Raw genomic sequence first — 17291 nt, 5'->3', positions numbered from 1 at the left:
AGAGATGAATATCGCAGGCCGATAAAGTCCGTTTCCCGCTCTGGAATGTCCGCATGCCTGATACTTTCGACCCCGATCATTTACGCGCGAGCCTCAAGCCATTGGCCGAGTGGCAGCCGTTATCGGATGAGGCGAAGGATTATCAGCGCTTCTACAAGACCGACTTCGCCGAGCGCGATGTCTGGCGCGGCATGGGTCGTTTCGAAGTCGATGGCTACGAGCTGGTCAGCCATTGCTGGTGGCCGGAGAAGGTCAAGGCGACGCTGTTTCTGCTCCACGGTTATTACGACCACATCGGCCTGTACCGGCATGTGATCGAGTGGGCGCTGGATCAGGATTTCGCCGTGATCGCCTGCGACTTGCCGGGCCATGGTCTGTCGAGCGGGCCACGGGCAAGCATTCGTGATTTCGCTGAATACCAGGACGTGTTGCAGGCGCTGTTCGCTGAAGCGAACTCGATCGCGCTGCCGCAGCCTTGGCATTTGTGCGGGCAAAGCACCGGTGGCGCGATTGTCGTCGATCATCTGCTCAATCATGGCGAGAACAGCCCGGCGCAGGGGCAGGTGATTCTGCTGGCGCCGTTGGTGCGACCAAGGGCGTGGGGCTGGTCGCAGCTGAGTTATTACCTGCTGCGGCCGTTTGTACGCGGTGTGGCGCGACGCTTCAGCGAGAACTCCAACGATCCGGATTTTCTGCCGTTTCTGCTGGCCGATCCGTTGCAGCCAAGACGTCTGCCGACGAAATGGGTGGGCGCGCTGTCGCGCTGGATCATCCGCGTCGAGCACGCGAAAAAAAGTCCGCGACGGCCGCTGATCATTCAGGGGCAGGCGGACATGACTGTCGACTGGCAGCACAATCTGCAGGTGTTGAAATGGAAGTTCGACCGGCCGCAGATTCTGCTGTTGGCCGAGGCACGGCATCACCTGGCCAATGAAACGGCGGAGATGCGTGAGGAGTATTTCGAATTCTTGAGCAAGCGGATCAGGGGCCGGAATCTCTAGTGCCTGGAGGGCCTCTTCGCGAGCAGGCTCGCTCCCACAGGGAATTCGGGATGCTCACGCATTTTGTGTCCACTGATGATCCAATGTGGGAGCGAGCCTGCTCGCGAATGCGATCTTTCAGGCAACGAAGATTATTGGCCGACCGCCAACCCCGCCCGAATCGCCGCCAGTGCCGCCTGGTAGTAAGCCTTGCCCTCGGTCGACTCGGCAAACGTCGCAAACTCTTCCAGCTCTTCATCCGACAAATCGCGATAGACGTAGAGCAACGTGTTGTTCAGATCGGCGCCGATCTGATCCATCAGCCGCTGGCGCTGACCATTCAGCATGCCCTGTGCCTGTCCACCGCCAAGCAATCCCGGAATCATCGAACTCAAGCTGTCCGCCGCTACGCCGGCAATCGCCAGGCTGACCTCGGCGCCAGCCTCACGGGCCGGCAGGGCCTGGGCGAGATGGCCGATGATCAGCAAGCGACTGTCGCTGGCCTGCATCTTCGGCAGGCCCTGGGCATTTTTTGCCAGTTGATCGCGACGGGTTGCGAGCAATTCGGCGGCGACGATTTTCTTGCCCAGTGGTGACTGGAAGAAGGTCAGCGCCGGTTTCGGGTCGGCGAGTTTCTGCCGCAGTTGCGCTTCGGCACGCTGATCCATGGCCTGCGCGGCGAAGCGCTGATTGCTGTTGTTGACCAGCGCCTGAAATACCGCAGGCGGCAGGCTGTTCTGATAGCGCTGCTGGGCGGCGCTCAGGGCATCGTTGAAATGCGCGCGTTGTTCTGGCCAGCCGGCGACCTTGTACAACTGATCGTGGCCGTCCGCCCAGGTGGGCAATACGCAGAACATCAACAGTGAAAAAAGCAAACGGCGCATAGGGACTCCTGTCAGCAGCGGACTATTGTCCGTGCGGTGCCGGTACTTGTCGAGAATTCGTAGCAAGGCGCTGCGTGGCTCTGTCGGATTTGTTGCCGTCGGCATACTATGCGCGCCATGCCGATATCCTCTGAACACCCGCTGCTGTTACGCATTGTCGACGACCTGGCCGAACACGGCTGGTCGCAGCAGAACATCTTCCTGCCCGCCGATCTGACCCAGGCGCTGGCGGCCGAGTGCCGTAAACGTGAAGCCGAGGGTGAGCTGGCGCCGGCGGCGGTCGGACGCGGGCCGTTTTCCGAGATTCGCGAGGGTATTCGCGGCGATCACATCCAGTGGATCGACCCGGGTCAGGCCGACGCCACTGACCGCTACCTGAGCCTGATGGACAGTCTGCGCGAGGCGCTCAATCGCGGCTTGTTTCTGGGGCTTGAGGATTTCGAATGCCATTTCGCCCTGTACCCGCCCGGCGCGTTCTACCTCAAGCACCTCGACCGTTTTCGCGATGATGACCGGCGCATGGTGTCGGCGGTGATCTACCTCAACGACGCCTGGTTGCCGGAGGACGGTGGCCAGTTGCGCATGTACCTGGGCGAGGAACGTGTGCACGACGTGCAGCCGACCGGCGGCTGCCTGGTGGTGTTTCTCTCCGGCGAAGTGCCCCACGAAGTGTTGCCGGCCCATCGCGAGCGCCTGTCGCTGACTGGCTGGTTCCGTCGCCGTGGCAACGAGCCGTTCTGAACATGGAAAAGATCCTGGTCAGTCGCTGCCTGCTGGGCCATCGCGTGCGCTATGACGGTGGCGCGAGCGGGCCGTTTGATCTGCTTGAGCAATGGATCGAAGAAGGGCGGGTAGTGCCGTTGTGTCCTGAGGTGGCCGGTGGATTGCCGACGCCGCGGGCGGCGGCGGAGATTCCTGGCGGGCAAGGTGTTGAGGTGCTGGATGGCATTGCCGCAGTCATCACTACTGAGGGCGAGGATGTCAGCGCGCAATTTCTCGAGGGGGCGCGGCAAGCGCTGGACCTGGTGCAAAAGCACGGCATTCGGGTGGCGGTGCTCAAGGCCAACAGCCCCTCTTGCGGGAATCTGTTGACGTATAACGGCACGTTCAGTGGGGTCAAGGTCAATGGCGAAGGGGTGACGGCGGCGTTGCTCAAGCGTCATGGGGTTCGGGTTTTCAGTGAGCTTGAGCTGGCTGAGGCGGCGGTGACTCTGGCGGCTTTGGACTGATCCGCCATCGTTGCCCTCACCCCAGCCCTCTCCCGGGGGAGAGGGGGCCGACCGAGGTGTCTGGCGCTGTCCATCGACCTGAAAGACCTTGGCGACCAGAGATTCGACAAAGCCATGATCAGTCGATTTCGGATTCGGTATAGCAATCCCAAGTCGGCGTACCTCTAAAGCATCCCCGGATCAGTTCCCTCTCCCCTCCGGGAGAGGGTTAGGGTGAGGGGGTCTTACGGTTTCAACCACTTCTCGGACAGCGCCGCCAACCGCCCATCCGCCTTGATCCGTTCCAGCGCGCTCTTTAGGCTGGCCTGAAATGCCGGATTACCCTTCTGAAACGGGATCGCCAGCTCGACCGGCACTGCCGCTTTCGGCTTCGCTTCGGTCAACGCCTGCACCAGCACCAGCGGCCGCGGCGTCTCGTCCTTCTTCGCCAACAACTGCCCGTCGACCTCGCCGTACGGCTCGCTGAAGTCGAAACGATCCTTGAGTTCGGGTGTCAGTGCTATGTGGTTGAGCGCGACATCGTATTTGCCGCTTTCAACGCCCTGGAGCAGGTCGCCCTCGTCGGTGACGATGAAGTCGGCGCGTACATCCAGCTCTTGGGCCAGAAGTTGCCCAAGCTCGACCTCGAACCCCGTGAGGGTGTCGCCTTCCTTGTAATTGAAGGGCGGTGTATTAGCCTCAAGGGCTATGCGCAGCTCGCCACGGTCGTTGACGTCATCAATCAGTTCGGCGTGAGCCAGCGGGCTCAGAAGGGGTAGCAGGCAGATCAGGCCAGGCAGCAAGCGCATGGTCACTCCTTTGAAATCATTATCGCGACGCTCTGATTCAGGCTCGCTTTGCTATGGTTGTCGAGTGCCTTCGACAACGAATGGTCATGAAGTTGTCATGACCGTGCGGATTTTACGGAAAAACTGGAGAAGAAAATGAAAAGCTTTATGTCTCGTGCAGCGTTGGCCGGTGTGCTGATGGGTGTTTCGGTGCTGGCCAGTGCGGCGACACCGGCGCCGAAGGATGCTGAAGTGTTCATCGTTTCTCCCGAGGACGGCGCCACCGTCTCGCAGGAATTCAAGGTCAAGTTCGGCGTCAAGAACATCGCGCTGGCCCCGGCGGGTGACACCACCAAGAACACCGGCCACCATCACCTGCTGATCGACGTCGATGATTTGCCGGCCGAAGGCGCGCCGATTCCGACTGACGCCCACCACATGCATTTCGGCAAGGCGCAGACCGAAGCCACGATCAAACTGGCCCCGGGCAAGCACACCTTGCAACTGATCCTCGGCGACAGCGGCCACATGCCGTTCGACCCATCGATCGTTTCGGAAAAAATCACGGTCAACGTGAAATAAAAAAAGGGAGCCTTTCGGGGCTCCCTTTTTTATTCAGCTTCAAGTGGCTAGCTGCAAGCGGCAAGTAAAGGCAAAGCGCTTTCACTTGCCGCTTGTAGCTGCTTTTAGAAAAGCACCCGACTACGGATAGTACCGTTGACGTGTTGCAGCTTCTCTTGCGCCAGCTCCGAGTATTCGGCGTCGACGTCGATCACCACGTAACCGACCTTCTCGTTGGTCTGCAGGAACTGACCGGAGATGTTGATGCCGTTTTCGGCGAAGACCTTGTTGATCTCGCTCATCACACCCGGGATGTTCTCGTGGATGTGCAGCAGGCGGTGCTTGCCGTGGTGAGCCGGCAGGGCCACTTCCGGGAAGTTGACCGACGACACCGAAGTACCGTTGTCGCTGTACTTGACCAGTTTCTCTGCCACTTCCAGACCGATGTTGGCTTGCGCTTCGGCGGTCGAGCCACCGATGTGCGGGGTCAGGATCACGTTGTCGAGGCCACGCAGCGGGCTTTCGAACTCTTCGTCGTTGGAGCGAGGCTCCACCGGGAACACGTCGATGGCCGCGCCGATCAGGTGCTTGTCTTTGATCGCGTCCGCCAAGGCGTCGAGCTCGACCACGGTGCCACGTGCAGCGTTGATCAGGATGCCGCCCTTCTTGATGGCGCGGATTTCCTTCTCGCCGATCATCCACTGAGTGGCGGCGGTTTCCGGTACGTGCAGGGTGACGATGTCGGACATGCCCAGCAGCTCGTGCAGATTGTTGACCTGCGTAGCGTTGCCCAGTGGCAGCTTGGTCACGGTGTCATAGAAGAAAACTTGCATACCCAGACCTTCAGCCAGCACCGACAACTGCGTGCCGATCGAGCCGTAGCCGACGATGCCCAGTTTCTTGCCACGGATCTCGAACGAGTTGGCAGCGGACTTGATCCAGCCGCCACGGTGGCAGGAGGCATTTTTCTCAGGGATGCCGCGCAGCAGCAGGATCGCTTCGGCCAGTACCAGCTCGGCTACGGAACGGGTGTTGGAGTACGGTGCGTTGAACACGGCGATACCGCGCTCGCGGGCCGCACTGAGGTCAACCTGGTTGGTGCCGATGCAGAAACAGCCGACCGCGACCAGTTTCTTCGCGTGATCGAAGATCTCTTCGGTCAGTTGGGTGCGCGAGCGAATGCCGATGAAGTGAGCGTCAGCGATCTTTTCCTTGAGCTGGGCTTCCGGCAAGGAACCAGTCAGGTATTCGATGCTGGTGTAGCCCGCCGCCTTGAGGACGTCGACAGCCGATTGGTGGACGCCTTCGAGAAGAAGGAACTTGATCTTGCTCTTATCGAGAGAAGTCTTGCTCATCTGCGTAAACCTGTATCCCGGAGAAAAATGGCAGGGAGGGAGCAGCCTGGAGCTGACCCGCACGGCAACAAAGCCGTCACCGCGGATCTGGCCTTGGGCACTGTCCTGCGGGGTCGGTATGCTAGCATAGCCACCCCGCTAAACACTCATTCCTGCGACGTGAAGCGTTCTCAGGATGACCATGAATTGTTCGAGAGTTCTGTCGATGACCAATCCTGCGCTGATTGATGAACTGAAGACCCTGGTTGAGCCTGGCAAAGTCCTCACCGACGCCGACTCCCTGAACACTTACGGCAAGGATTGGACCAAACACTTTGCCCCGGCACCGAGCGCCATCGTGTTTCCCAAGACCATCGAGCAAGTGCAGGCCGTGGTGCGTTGGGCCAACACTCATAAGGTTGCGCTGGTGCCATCCGGCGGGCGCACCGGTTTGTCCGCCGCTGCGGTGGCGGCCAATGGCGAAGTGGTGGTTTCGTTCGATTACATGAACCAGATTCTCGACGTCAACCTCACCGACCGCACTGCCGTGTGCCAACCGGGCGTGGTCACTGAGCATCTGCAGAACGTCGCCGAAGAAAACGGCCTGTACTATCCGGTCGACTTCGCCTCGGCAGGTTCCAGCCAGATTGGCGGCAATATCGGCACCAATGCCGGCGGGATCAAAGTGATTCGCTACGGCATGACCCGCAACTGGGTGGCCGGCATGAAAGTCGTCACCGGCAAGGGCGATGTGCTCGAACTGAACAAGGACCTGATCAAGAACGCCACCGGTTACGACTTGCGTCAGCTGTTCATCGGCGCCGAGGGCACCCTCGGTTTCGTCGTCGAAGCGACCATGCGCCTTGATCGCGCGCCGAAAAACCTCACGGCGATGGTCCTCGGTACCGCCGATTTCGATTCGATCATGCCGGTGCTGCATGCCTTCCAGGGCAAACTCGACCTGACGGCGTTCGAATTCTTCTCCGACAAGGCGCTGGCCAAGGTCATGGGCCGTGGCGACGTGCCGGCGCCATTCGACACCGAGTGCCCGTTCTACGCCCTGCTGGAATTCGAAGCGACCACCGAAGAAGTGGCGAACAGCGCGCTGGAAACCTTCGAACACTGCGTTGAACAGGGCTGGGTGCTCGACGGCGTGATGAGCCAGAGCGAAACCCAGCTGCACAATCTGTGGAAGCTGCGCGAGTACATCTCCGAAACCATCTCCCACTGGACGCCGTACAAGAACGACATCTCGGTTACCGTCTCGAAAGTGCCGGCGTTCCTGCGCGAAATCGACGCGATCGTTGGCGAGCACTACCCGGATTTCGAAATCGTCTGGTTCGGCCACATCGGCGACGGCAATCTGCACCTGAACATCCTCAAGCCGGAAAACCTGAGCAAGGACGAGTTCTTCGCCAAGTGCGCCACCGTCAACAAGTGGGTGTTCGAAACCGTCGAGAAATACAACGGCTCGATCTCGGCCGAGCACGGCGTCGGTATGACCAAGCGTGATTACCTGACCTACAGCCGCTCGCCGGCCGAGATCGAGTACATGAAAGCGGTCAAGGCAGTCTTCGACCCGAACGGCATCATGAACCCGGGCAAGATTTTCCCGGTTTGATCGGTAATCTCTGTTGAATCAATAAAGGCAGGAGTCGGTAAATGAGCTATCAGCACCAGTACGTCGACGGCACGCGCATTCACTTCCCGATCGGGAAAGTCGTGTGCATTGGCCGCAATTACGCCGAACACGCCAAGGAACTGGATAACCCAGTGCCGACCGAGCCGCTGCTGTTCATCAAGCCGGGCAGTTGCGTGGTGCCGCTGGAAGGCGGGTTCAGCATTCCGACCGAGCGTGGTTCAGTGCACTACGAGGCGGAGATCGCCGTGTTGATCGGCAAGCCGCTGTCGACCAAGCCGAGCCGTGAAGAAGTCCTCGATGCGATCTCAGGCTTCGCCCCGGCGCTGGACCTGACCCTGCGCGACAAGCAAGCCGAGCTGAAAGCCAAGGGCCTGCCGTGGGAAATCGCCAAGTCGTTCGACGGCGCGGCGGTGATCGCGCCGTTCGTGGTCGGCAGCACCTTCGCTGACCTGACCGACATCGGCATCCGCCTGACCATCAACGGCGAAGTGCGCCAGGACGGCAACAGCAGCGCGATGCTCAACCCGATCGTGCCGATGATCCAGCACATGGCTGGCTGCTTCTCGCTGCAGGCCGGTGACGTGATCCTTACGGGTACGCCAGTGGGCGTCGGCCCGCTGAACGTCGGCGATGAAATCGTCCTCGAGCTGCCGGGGGCGAGCAGCTTCAGCAGCAGCGTGCGCTAACCGCGGAACCCCTTGCAGGGGGTGAGCTTTGTGGTGAGGGTATAAATCCCCTCGCCACAAGTGTGTTGCTGGCAAACGCACACGGCAATCCCGCCATTTCCCGTTTTTTTCACATCCTCTCTGGATAATTCCCGCGATTCTGGCGTCTCAGCCGGCCTCTTTGTGCTATTACCCTTGGCCTGAATTAACGGAACGCATCCCTCGATGGCATCTCGAACTCAGCAGAAATCCCCCTCCCGTTCGCGCTTCGTCCTGCGCTGGTATGTCTGGCTGTTGCTGGTCATCGCCGCAGCCTATGGGCTGGCGTTCGCCATGCATTGGGATGATCGCGGCGTGCTGTGGGTGCTGGAGCGCTTCGAGAGCAAGGCCGAGCAAAAGGAGAGTGTGTGGCTGCCGGATTATCAGGTGGTCATCGATGCCAAGCCGCTGCCGGGTATGGAAAAGGACGAAGCTTCGGATCTGGCCTATAACCCGCAGACCAAGACCCTGTTCGCGGTGATGGGCAAGAATGCCTTCCTGGTCGAGCTGACGCTTGAGGGCGACGTGTTGCGCAAGATGCCGTTGGTGGGCTGGAGCAATCCGGAAGGCCTGACGGTCATGGAAAACGGCTTGCTGGCCATTGTCGATGAGCGTGAGCATACCTTGTCGATCGTCAAGATCGACGCCGCGACTCGTGAGCTGAACATCGCCGATTTCCCCAAATACGACCTCGGGCCGTCGAAAGATCAGAACAAGGCGTTTGAGGCCATCACGTGGGATCCGCGCAATCAGCGATTGATTCTGGGGGAGGAACGCCCACCGGCGCTGTTCACCTGGAAAAGCGATGGCGGCCAGACCCTGCAGGGCGACAAGCAGAAGCTGGCCAGCGATCAGCTGGATCTGCGCAACCTGTCGGCGCTGGCTGTCGATCCGCGCACTGGCCATCTGCTGGTGCTGTCGGCGGATTCACATCTGTTGCTTGAACTCGACGAGGATGGCAAGCAAGTCAGCTTCATGACGTTGCTTGGGAATTTCAACGGTCTGAAAGACACCATTCCCCGCGCCGAAGGCATGACCATGGATGCGGACGGCACGCTGTACATGGTCAGCGAGCCGAACCTGTTCTACCGATTCGAAAAACACCGGTGATGCCTTCCCTGGAGCTGCCGCAGGCTGCGATCTTTTGATCTTGCTTATGAAAGTCAAAAAATCGCAGCCTTCGGCAGCTCCTACGGCGCTTGGCTTGTGATCTGAGGCAAGTGGCCATTAAGCTTCAATTCAGACGGGCGTGATATTTCATCGGCCTGTCATGAATCCGAGCCTGCCTGAATGCGTCGACTTGCCCGCCCCAAACCGCTGATTCTCGTCCTGTTGATGATTGTCCTGATTGCGTTGATCGCGATCGGCCAATACCTGCGTCTGTTCGAGCGCGCCTGGTTCAACCTGCACACGCTGTGGCAACCGGTGAGCAGCGAGGCGATCGGGCTCGACCAGTATCGGGTGACGATCGAGGCGCGGCCGATCGAGGGGCTCGACGATGACGTCTCGGCGCTGACCTACGATCCGGTGCGTAAAAGCCTGTTCACCGTGACCAACAAGAATTCCGAACTGGTCGAATTGTCCCTGGAAGGCAAAATTTTGCGGCGCATCGCTCTGGTTGGGTTCGGCGATCCGGAAGCCGTCGAGTACATCAGTGCCGACACCTACGTGATCACCGACGAGCGTCAGCAACGCCTGATCAAGATCCACCTCGAGGCCGACACCACTTTTCTCGATGCCGAGGATGCCGAGCAAATGACCCTTGGCGTGCACATGTCCGGCAACAAGGGTTTCGAAGGGCTGGCTTATGATTCTGTGGGCAAGCGGCTATTCGTGGCGAAAGAACGCGACCCGATGCTGATCTACGAAGTCCACGGCTTCCCGCATTTCAAACCGGACAAGACCTACGCGGTGCACGTGATCAACAACCCCAAGCGCGATGCCGGAATGTTTGTGCGTGATCTGTCGAGTCTGCAGTACGACGAGCGCAGCGGGCACTTGCTGGCGCTGTCGGACGAGTCGCGCTTGATCATCGAACTGGATGTCGACGGGCGCCCGTTGAGCACCATGTCGATCAGCGGCGGGCGCCAGGGTTTGCAGAAAACCGTGCCGCAGGCGGAGGGAATTGCAATGGATGATGACGGCACGTTGTACCTGGTGAGCGAGCCGAATCTGTTTTACGTCTTCAAAAAACCCACACCAAACTAACTGACATCACAAAACACTGTGGGAGCGAGCCTGCTCGCGAAGGCGGTTGATCAGTCTCTGAATATGTTGACTGACCCGACGCTTTCGCGAGCAGGCTCGCTCCCACAGGTTATTTATCAGCCCATGGCAAGTGGGGCAGTCTGTTACTCAGCCTTCAGGGTTTTCACGCCTTCACTGGTGCCCAGCAACAACAGATCCGCCGGACGCGCGGCGAACAGGCCGTTGGTGACCACGCCGACGATGGCATTGATCTGTGCTTCCAGCTCCACCGGGTTGGTGATCTGCAGGTTGAACACGTCGAGGATGATGTTGCCGTTGTCGGTCAGCACGCCTTCGCGGTACACCGGGTCGCCGCCCAGTTTCACCAGTTGGCGGGCTACGTGGCTGCGGGCCATCGGGATGACTTCCACCGGCAGCGGGAACTCGCCGAGCACCGGCACCAGTTTGCTGGCGTCGGCGATGCAGATGAAGGTCTTGGCCACGGCGGCGACAATCTTCTCGCGGGTCAGGGCCGCGCCGCCGCCCTTGATCAGGTTCAGGTGCGCATCGCTCTCATCGGCGCCGTCGACGTAGAACTCCAGATCGCTGACGGTATTCAGCTCATACACCGGAATCCCATGGCCCTTGAGGCGCGCGGCGGTGGCTTCGGAGCTGGCGACCGCGCCATCGAACGCGCCCTTGTGCTGGGCCAGGGCGTCGATGAAGCAATTGGCGGTGGAGCCGGTGCCGACGCCGACGATGCTCTTGTCGTCGAGTTTCGGCAGGATGAAGTCGACGGCGGCCTGGGCCACGGCCTGTTTGAGTTGATCCTGGGTCATGCGGGCTCCGGAAGCGGGCAAGGGTTGGGCAGAAAGGCCGGCATTATAGGCCTCGCGGTGGTACAGGGGGAAACAAGCTGTGGCGAGGGGATTTATCCCCGTTCGGCGACGCAGTCGTCGTAAAACCCAGGAACGCGGTGTGACTGAAAAAAAGCAGGGGAGCGCTTCGCACTCCAGCGGGGATAAATCCCCTCACCACAACGGTGCTCACTCAAGATTGGGTTTCCAGACCTTAAAACCACCTGTTTAGTGTGGTCGCCTCGGCAAAAGGCGGGTTAGACTCGCTGGTCCCGCCCAGTCGCCAGTGATGCTTTCCGATGCTCGAACAGTACGTCAAAAAGATCCTCACCTCGCGCGTTTATGACGTTGCCGTAGAAACCCCGCTGCAGAACGCCCGCCAGCTCTCCGAGCGGCTGGGCAATGACATCTGGCTCAAGCGCGAAGACTTGCAGCCAGTGTTCTCGTTCAAGATTCGCGGCGCCTACAACAAGCTGACGCAATTGAGCGACGAAGAGCGCGCTCGTGGCGTGGTCACCGCGTCGGCGGGCAATCATGCGCAGGGTCTGGCTCTGGCGGCGAAAGTGTTGGGCGTCAAAGCCACCATCGTCATGCCCAAGACCACCCCGGAAATCAAAGTCGAAGGCGTGCGTTCGCGCGGCGGCAAAGTGGTGCTGCACGGTGACTCGTTTCCGGAAGCGCTGGCCTATTCGCTGAAACTGGTCGATGAAAAAGGCTACGTCTACATCCACCCGTACGATGATCCGCACACCATTGCCGGGCAGGGCACCGTGGCCATGGAAATCCTGCGTCAGCACCCGCAGCCGCTGGATGCGATTTTCGTCCCGGTCGGCGGTGGTGGTCTGATCGCCGGTATCGCGGCGTACGTGAAATACCTGCGTCCGGACATCAAGGTGATTGGCGTCGAACCGGACGATTCCAACTGCCTGCAAGCAGCGATGGCAGCGGGCGAACGCGTGGTTCTGCCGACCGTAGGCATCTTCGCCGACGGCGTGGCGGTGGCGCAGATCGGCCAGTACACCTTCGAGATCTGCAAGGATTACGTCGACGAAGTGATCACTGTCAGCACCGACGAGATCTGCGCGGCGATCAAGGATATCTACGACGATACCCGCTCGATCACCGAGCCTGCCGGCGCGCTGGGCGTGGCCGGGATCAAGAAGTATGTTGAGCAGCGTGGCGTAAGCGGCCAGACTTTCGTCGCCATCGACTCCGGCGCCAACGTCAACTTCGACCGCCTGCGCCACGTCGCCGAACGCGCCGAACTGGGCGAAGGTCGCGAAGCGATCATCGCCGTGACCATTCCGGAAAAGGCCGGCAGCTTCAAGGCGTTCTGCGAAGCCATCGGCAAGCGCCAGATCACTGAATTCAACTACCGCTACAACACCGGCAGCGAAGCGCACATCTTCGTCGGCGTACAGACCCACCCGGACAACGATCCGCGCAGCGCCCTGCTGGCGAGCCTGACCGAACAGGGGTTTCCGGTGCTCGACCTGACCGACAACGAGCTGGCCAAGCTGCACATTCGCCACATGGTCGGTGGCCGCGCCGCGCAGGTGGTCGATGAAGTGGTGCTGCGTTTCGAATTCCCGGAGCGTCCGGGCGCCTTGTTCAACTTCCTCAACAAGCTCGGCGGGCGCTGGAATATCTCGATGTTCCACTACCGCAACCACGGCGCAGCGGACGGCCGCGTGGTCGCCGGCCTGCAAGTGCCCCATGACGAACGTCATCTGGTGCCGGCGGCACTGGCGGAAATCGGCTACCCGTATTGGGATGAAAGCGACAACCCGGCCTATCAGCTGTTTCTTGGCTAAGCGGCTACGCTGATGGGCATGGATCTACGGAAGAGAACGACATGGAAACCCTGACCACCCTGAAAGTCCTCCACGTCGCTGCGACCGTGGTCATCCTCGCGAGCGGGCTGGGGCTCGCCGCCCTGACCTGGCGAAATCGCAGCGAAGGGCCGGCCAGTACGATGCGCCGTCCCTGGCTGTTCATCTGGTGTCTGATGCTGATCGGCATGCTCAGCATGCCTTTCACCGGCTGGTGGCTGGTGCACCTGGTGGGCTGGCCGTTGGGCCAATTGTGGATTCTGGGATCCAGCGTGATCTACGCCGTGGCCACGTTCAGTGCGGTCTGGCTGCTGGTCCGGCTGGATCGGCTGTGGACAAGCGGGGTGGGCAACCGCACATTCAATCTGGCGCTGGCGATTGTCAGCGGCGTCGGGTTTGTCGCCATAGCGGCGTTGATGGGGGCCAAGCCGGTTTAAGGCTTGAGACCGAGTTGACCCCCATCGCTGGCAAGCCAGCTCCCACAGGGGTATTCAGTGAACACAGATTAAGTGGACACTGACAACCCTGTGGGAGCTGGCTTGCCAGCGATAGCAATCTCAGCCGCGCAACGAAATCACCGGCCAGCCACGCTTCTCGGCCTCGGCCCGCAGATTCGGATCCGGGTCCACCGCCACCGGATTCGCCACCTGCTCCAGCAGCGGCAGATCATTCATCGAATCGCTATAGAAATAGCTGTCCTCGAGCGAATAGCCGGTCTCTTCCAGCCAGCGATTGAGGCGCGTGACCTTGCCTTCGCGGAAGCACGGGATGTCGGTGCTGCGCCCGCTGTAGCGGCCGTCGATCATTTCGCATTCGGTGGCAATCAGGGTTTCCACGCCCAGGCGCACGGCGATCGGTGCCGTCACGAAACGGTTGGTGGCGGTGATGATCACTAGTTTGTCGCCGGCATCGCGGTGCTTCTTCAGCAGCTCCAGTGCCTTGGGCAGCACGATCGGCTCGATGCAGTCGCGCATGTAATCGCTGTGCCATTGCTCAAGCACGGCCATTTCCGTGCGGCCGAGAATTTCCAGGCAGAAGTTCAGGTAGGCGGCGTTGTCCAGCTTGCCGGCCAGGTAATCCTGATAGAACTCGTCGTTGCGCGCCTTGTAGGCGATCGGGTCGAGGAAGCCGCGCTCGCACAGATAATCGCCCCAGGCGTGATCGCTGTCGCCGCCCAGTAGGGTGTTGTCCAAATCGAATAGAGCCAGGCGCATTGCAGTTACCCGCTGAAAAGTCAGTAAAAAGGCGACAAGAATACGGTCTTTTCACAAGAGTGCACATAAGGTAGGAACCTTCGTTGCCGCCTGATCAAGCTTTGTGGAACAATGCGGCGACATGCGTTTGCGAGGTTGTTGCCGTGATCGACCCCGATGGTTTCCGCCCCAATGTCGGGATCATTCTGACGAATGACGCCGGCCAGGTGCTATGGGCTCGCCGTATCAATCAGGACGCCTGGCAGTTTCCGCAAGGGGGGATCAACCCCGAGGAGACGCCGGAAGACGCCTTGTACCGCGAGCTGAACGAAGAAGTTGGCCTGGAACGTGAAGATGTTGAAATACTGGCCTGTACCCGAGGCTGGTTGCGCTATCGTTTGCCGCAACGCCTGGTGCGTACCCACAGCCAACCGCTGTGCATCGGCCAGAAACAGAAATGGTTCCTCCTGCGCCTGATCTCCAACGAGCAGCGGGTGCGGATGGATCTGACCGGTAAACCGGAGTTCGATGGCTGGCGCTGGGTCAGCTATTGGTATCCGTTGGGCCAGGTGGTGACATTCAAGCGCGAGGTGTATCGACGCGCTCTCAAAGAGCTTGCCCCGCGCCTTTTAGCGCGCGACTGACGACGGAGTTCGACCCCGAGCCATGCTCAATACGCTGCGCAAGATCGTCCAGGAAGTTAACTCCGCCAAGGATCTCAAGGCGGCGTTGGGGATTATTGTGTTGCGCGTCAAAGAGGCCATGGGCAGCCAGGTCTGCTCGGTCTACCTGCTTGATCCGGAAACCAATCGCTTCGTCCTGATGGCCACCGAGGGCTTGAACAAGCGCTCGATCGGCAAGGTCAGCATGGCCCCCAACGAGGGTCTGGTCGGTCTGGTCGGCACGCGTGAAGAACCCCTGAACCTGGAAAACGCTTCGGTTCACCCGCGCTATCGCTACTTCGCCGAAACCGGTGAAGAGCGTTACGCCTCGTTCCTCGGTGCACCGATCATCCACCACCGCCGCGTCGTCGGCGTGTTGGTCATCCAGCAGAAAGAACGCCGCCAGTTCGACGAAGGTGAAGAAGCCTTCCTCGTGACCATGAGCGCGCAGCTTGCTGGTGTAATCGCCCACGCCGAGGCCACCGGTTCGATCCGTGGTCTGGGCCGGCAGGGCAAGGGCATTCAGGAAGCCAAGTTCGTCGGCGTACCGGGTTCGCCGGGTGCTGCCGTCGGTACCGCCGTGGTGATGCTGCCGCCGGCGGACCTGGACGTGGTGCCGGACAAGACCATCACCGACATCGACGCTGAGCTGGCGCTGTTCAAGACTGCCATCGAAGGCGTGCGCGCCGACATGCGCGCCTTGTCCGCCAAACTCGCGACCCAACTGCGCCCGGAAGAGCGCGCGTTGTTCGACGTCTACCTGATGATGCTCGACGATGCCTCGCTGGGCAGCGAAATCACCACGGTGATCAAAACGGGGCAGTGGGCTCAGGGCGCGCTGCGTCAGGTGGTCACTGAGCACGTCAACCGTTTCGAACTGATGGACGACGCCTACCTGCGCGAGCGTGCTTCGGACGTCAAAGACCTTGGCCGCCGCTTGCTCGCCTATCTGCAGGAAGAGCGCCAGCAGAATCTGGTCTACCCGGAAAAAACCATTCTGGTCAGCGAAGAGCTGACGCCGGCGATGCTCGGCGAGGTGCCGGAAGGCACGCTGGTCGGTCTGGTTTCGGTACTCGGTTCGGGTAACTCTCACGTCGCGATTCTCGCCCGAGCCATGGGCATTCCGACAGTGATGGGCCTGGTCGATCTGCCGTACGCCAAGGTCGACGGCATCGAAATGATCGTCGACGGCACCCGTGGCGAGGTCTACACCAACCCGAGCGAAGTGCTGCGCAAGCAGTTCGCCGAAGTCGTCGAAGAAGAGAAACAACTGGCGCTGGGCCTCGACACCCTGCGCGACCTGCCGTGCGTGACCCTCGATGGTCACCGCATGCCGCTGTGGGTCAACACCGGCCTGCTCGCCGATGTGGCGCGGGCGCAGAAGCGTGGCGCCGAAGGGGTCGGCCTGTACCGCACCGAAGTGCCGTTCATGATCAACCAGCGCTTCCCGAGCGAGAAGGAACAGCTGGCGATCTACCGCGAACAGCTCGCCGCGTTCCACCCGCAACCGGTGACCATGCGCAGCCTCGACATCGGCGGTGACAAATCGCTGTCGTACTTCCCGATCAAGGAAGACAACCCGTTCCTCGGCTGGCGCGGTATCCGCGTCACCCTCGACCACCCGGAAATCTTCCTGGTGCAGACCCGCGCGATGCTCAAGGCCAGCGAAGGCCTGAACAACCTGCGGATTCTGCTGCCGATGATCTCCGGCACTCACGAACTCGAAGAGGCCCTGCACCTGATCCACCGCGCCTGGGGCGAAGTGCGCGACGAAGGTACCGATGTGCCGATGCCGCCGATCGGCGTGATGATCGAGATCCCTGCAGCGGTGTACCAGACCAAGGAGCTGGCGCGGATGGTCGATTTCCTTTCGGTCGGCTCCAACGACCTGACCCAGTACCTGCTGGCGGTAGACCGCAACAACCCGCGCGTCGCCGACCTCTACGACTATCTGCACCCGGCGGTGCTGCAAGCCCTGCAAACCGTGGTCACTGACGCCCACGCCGAAGGCAAGCCGGTGAGCATCTGCGGCGAGATGGCCGGTGATCCGGCGGCGGCGGTGCTGTTGATGGCGATGGGTTTCGACAGCCTGTCGATGAACGCCACCAACCTGCCGAAGGTGAAGTGGATGTTGCGTCAGGTGAACCTGAGCAAGGCGCAGGAGATGCTGGCGGAACTGATGAAGATCGATAACCCGCAGGTTATCCACAGCTCGCTGCAACTGGCGCTGAAGAATCTCGGGTTGGCCAAGATGAATTCGCCGGTGGTGACCAAGGCTCTCTAAAGATCAAAGGCCCCTCACCCTAGCCCTCCCGAAACGTCGGACCGCCCAGAGGGAGAGGGGACTGATTGGGGGATGCTGCAGAACTCCGTCGACCTGTAAGTGCTTTGCTGAATCCATAATCGACTCGATCTCTCAGGTCGATGTATACCGCAAGGCACTTCGGTCGGCCCCCTCT

At 60.6% G+C, this 17291-nt stretch carries 17 protein-coding genes; 12 read left to right on the top strand and 5 right to left on the bottom strand.

Translation table 11 applies throughout. The features are described 5' to 3' along the window. Positions 1-53 precede the first annotated feature (53 nt). The gene (gene bipL, locus AB4O12_RS20140; protein ID WP_150637043.1) at positions 54-1001 is read left to right on the top strand and encodes a phospholipase BipL; all 948 of its coding nucleotides are present in this window, start codon (positions 54-56) and stop codon (positions 999-1001) included. Between the two features lie 131 nt (positions 1002-1132). Here bipL and AB4O12_RS20135 read toward each other — a convergent pair whose 3' ends face one another. Then, positions 1133-1864, bottom strand: coding sequence for a DUF2059 domain-containing protein (locus AB4O12_RS20135; RefSeq protein WP_263216117.1), 732 nt, complete (start codon positions 1862-1864; stop codon positions 1133-1135). Between the two features lie 108 nt (positions 1865-1972). Between AB4O12_RS20135 and AB4O12_RS20130 the strand changes: the two genes are divergently transcribed. Together AB4O12_RS20130 and AB4O12_RS20125 are read left to right on the top strand one after the other, a co-directional pair. Continuing rightward, positions 1973-2605, top strand: a complete 633-nt coding sequence (locus AB4O12_RS20130) for a 2OG-Fe(II) oxygenase (RefSeq protein ID WP_460059634.1) — start codon at positions 1973-1975, stop codon at positions 2603-2605. A 2-nt stretch (positions 2606-2607) separates the two neighbouring features. After that, the gene (locus AB4O12_RS20125; protein WP_460059633.1) at positions 2608-3093 is read left to right on the top strand and encodes a 2-thiouracil desulfurase family protein; all 486 of its coding nucleotides are present in this window, start codon (positions 2608-2610) and stop codon (positions 3091-3093) included. A gap of 224 nt (positions 3094-3317) precedes the next feature. On the opposite strand, the gene AB4O12_RS20120 is transcribed toward AB4O12_RS20125, so the two are convergent. Next, complete coding sequence (locus tag AB4O12_RS20120; protein ID WP_150742959.1) at positions 3318-3881, bottom strand: transporter substrate-binding domain-containing protein; 564 nt, start codon at positions 3879-3881, stop codon at positions 3318-3320. A gap of 135 nt (positions 3882-4016) precedes the next feature. Between AB4O12_RS20120 and AB4O12_RS20115 the strand changes: the two genes are divergently transcribed. Continuing rightward, positions 4017-4442, top strand: coding sequence for a DUF4399 domain-containing protein (locus tag AB4O12_RS20115; protein ID WP_039757489.1), 426 nt, complete (start codon positions 4017-4019; stop codon positions 4440-4442). 104 nt (positions 4443-4546) lie between these two features. On the opposite strand, the gene serA is transcribed toward AB4O12_RS20115, so the two are convergent. After that, a complete protein-coding gene (serA, locus tag AB4O12_RS20110) occupies positions 4547-5776 on the bottom strand; it encodes a phosphoglycerate dehydrogenase (protein ID WP_460059632.1) in 1230 nt (409 codons plus the stop codon). Between the two features lie 205 nt (positions 5777-5981). On the opposite strand from serA, the gene AB4O12_RS20105 reads away from it, so the two are divergent. The 4 genes from AB4O12_RS20105 (at position 5982) to AB4O12_RS20090 (ending at position 10309) form a co-directional block, all read left to right on the top strand. Continuing rightward, positions 5982-7376 carry an FAD-binding oxidoreductase gene (locus tag AB4O12_RS20105; protein WP_024014706.1) on the top strand — a complete coding sequence of 465 codons (1395 nt, stop codon included), beginning with the start codon at positions 5982-5984 and terminating at the stop codon, positions 7374-7376. Between the two features lie 41 nt (positions 7377-7417). Next, positions 7418-8083, top strand: a complete 666-nt coding sequence (locus AB4O12_RS20100) for a fumarylacetoacetate hydrolase family protein (protein WP_024014705.1) — start codon at positions 7418-7420, stop codon at positions 8081-8083. Positions 8084-8287: 204 nt separating this feature from the next. Further along, positions 8288-9211, top strand: coding sequence for an SdiA-regulated domain-containing protein (locus AB4O12_RS20095; protein ID WP_252877073.1), 924 nt, complete (start codon positions 8288-8290; stop codon positions 9209-9211). A gap of 180 nt (positions 9212-9391) precedes the next feature. Then, positions 9392-10309, top strand: coding sequence for an SdiA-regulated domain-containing protein (locus tag AB4O12_RS20090; protein WP_056786260.1), 918 nt, complete (start codon positions 9392-9394; stop codon positions 10307-10309). Between the two features lie 143 nt (positions 10310-10452). Here the strand turns inward: AB4O12_RS20090 and rpiA are convergent, their stop codons facing one another. After that, positions 10453-11127: a ribose-5-phosphate isomerase RpiA gene (gene rpiA / locus AB4O12_RS20085; protein ID WP_007913886.1), complete on the bottom strand. Its 675-nt coding sequence runs from the start codon at positions 11125-11127 to the stop codon at positions 10453-10455. Between the two features lie 317 nt (positions 11128-11444). On the opposite strand from rpiA, the gene ilvA reads away from it, so the two are divergent. Both ilvA and AB4O12_RS20075 read left to right on the top strand, forming a co-directional pair. Next, complete coding sequence (ilvA, locus tag AB4O12_RS20080; RefSeq protein ID WP_016772678.1) at positions 11445-12959, top strand: threonine ammonia-lyase, biosynthetic; 1515 nt, start codon at positions 11445-11447, stop codon at positions 12957-12959. 41 nt (positions 12960-13000) lie between these two features. Further along, on the top strand, positions 13001-13414 hold the full coding sequence (locus AB4O12_RS20075) for a DUF2269 family protein (protein ID WP_056786263.1): 414 nt from the start codon (positions 13001-13003) through the stop codon (positions 13412-13414). Positions 13415-13534: 120 nt separating this feature from the next. Here AB4O12_RS20075 and AB4O12_RS20070 read toward each other — a convergent pair whose 3' ends face one another. After that, positions 13535-14191 (bottom strand): histidinol-phosphatase, encoded by a 657-nt coding sequence (locus AB4O12_RS20070; protein WP_056786265.1) that lies wholly within the window; start codon positions 14189-14191, stop codon positions 13535-13537. 143 nt (positions 14192-14334) lie between these two features. On the opposite strand from AB4O12_RS20070, the gene AB4O12_RS20065 reads away from it, so the two are divergent. After that, complete coding sequence (locus tag AB4O12_RS20065) at positions 14335-14814, top strand: RNA pyrophosphohydrolase (RefSeq protein WP_003229203.1); 480 nt, start codon at positions 14335-14337, stop codon at positions 14812-14814. Between the two features lie 22 nt (positions 14815-14836). Next, a complete protein-coding gene (gene ptsP / locus AB4O12_RS20060) occupies positions 14837-17116 on the top strand; it encodes a phosphoenolpyruvate--protein phosphotransferase (protein ID WP_041476855.1) in 2280 nt (759 codons plus the stop codon). Positions 17117-17291 lie beyond the last annotated feature (175 nt).

It is taken from the genome of Pseudomonas sp. S2_A05, from assembly GCF_054668485.1.
The sequence above is the reverse complement of the archived record's forward strand: the minus strand, read 5'-3'. Positions and strand labels throughout refer to the sequence as shown.

Bases quoted from the DNA above. Each gene is read 5' to 3' on its own strand.
- bipL (WP_150637043.1), top strand. From the start codon at position 54: ATGCCTGATACTTTCGACCCCGATCATTTACGCGCGAGCCTCAAGCCA.
- AB4O12_RS20135 (WP_263216117.1), bottom strand. From the start codon at position 1,864: ATGCGCCGTTTGCTTTTTTCACTGTTGATGTTCTGCGTATTGCCCACC.
- AB4O12_RS20130 (WP_460059634.1), top strand. From the start codon at position 1,973: ATGCGCGCCATGCCGATATCCTCTGAACACCCGCTGCTGTTACGCATT.
- AB4O12_RS20125 (WP_460059633.1), top strand. From the start codon at position 2,608: ATGGAAAAGATCCTGGTCAGTCGCTGCCTGCTGGGCCATCGCGTGCGC.
- AB4O12_RS20120 (WP_150742959.1), bottom strand. From the start codon at position 3,881: ATGCGCTTGCTGCCTGGCCTGATCTGCCTGCTACCCCTTCTGAGCCCG.
- AB4O12_RS20115 (WP_039757489.1), top strand. From the start codon at position 4,017: ATGAAAAGCTTTATGTCTCGTGCAGCGTTGGCCGGTGTGCTGATGGGT.
- serA (WP_460059632.1), bottom strand. From the start codon at position 5,776: ATGAGCAAGACTTCTCTCGATAAGAGCAAGATCAAGTTCCTTCTTCTC.
- AB4O12_RS20105 (WP_024014706.1), top strand. From the start codon at position 5,982: ATGACCAATCCTGCGCTGATTGATGAACTGAAGACCCTGGTTGAGCCT.
- AB4O12_RS20100 (WP_024014705.1), top strand. From the start codon at position 7,418: ATGAGCTATCAGCACCAGTACGTCGACGGCACGCGCATTCACTTCCCG.
- AB4O12_RS20095 (WP_252877073.1), top strand. From the start codon at position 8,288: ATGGCATCTCGAACTCAGCAGAAATCCCCCTCCCGTTCGCGCTTCGTC.
- AB4O12_RS20090 (WP_056786260.1), top strand. From the start codon at position 9,392: ATGCGTCGACTTGCCCGCCCCAAACCGCTGATTCTCGTCCTGTTGATG.
- rpiA (WP_007913886.1), bottom strand. From the start codon at position 11,127: ATGACCCAGGATCAACTCAAACAGGCCGTGGCCCAGGCCGCCGTCGAC.
- ilvA (WP_016772678.1), top strand. From the start codon at position 11,445: ATGCTCGAACAGTACGTCAAAAAGATCCTCACCTCGCGCGTTTATGAC.
- AB4O12_RS20075 (WP_056786263.1), top strand. From the start codon at position 13,001: ATGGAAACCCTGACCACCCTGAAAGTCCTCCACGTCGCTGCGACCGTG.
- AB4O12_RS20070 (WP_056786265.1), bottom strand. From the start codon at position 14,191: ATGCGCCTGGCTCTATTCGATTTGGACAACACCCTACTGGGCGGCGAC.
- ptsP (WP_041476855.1), top strand. From the start codon at position 14,837: ATGCTCAATACGCTGCGCAAGATCGTCCAGGAAGTTAACTCCGCCAAG.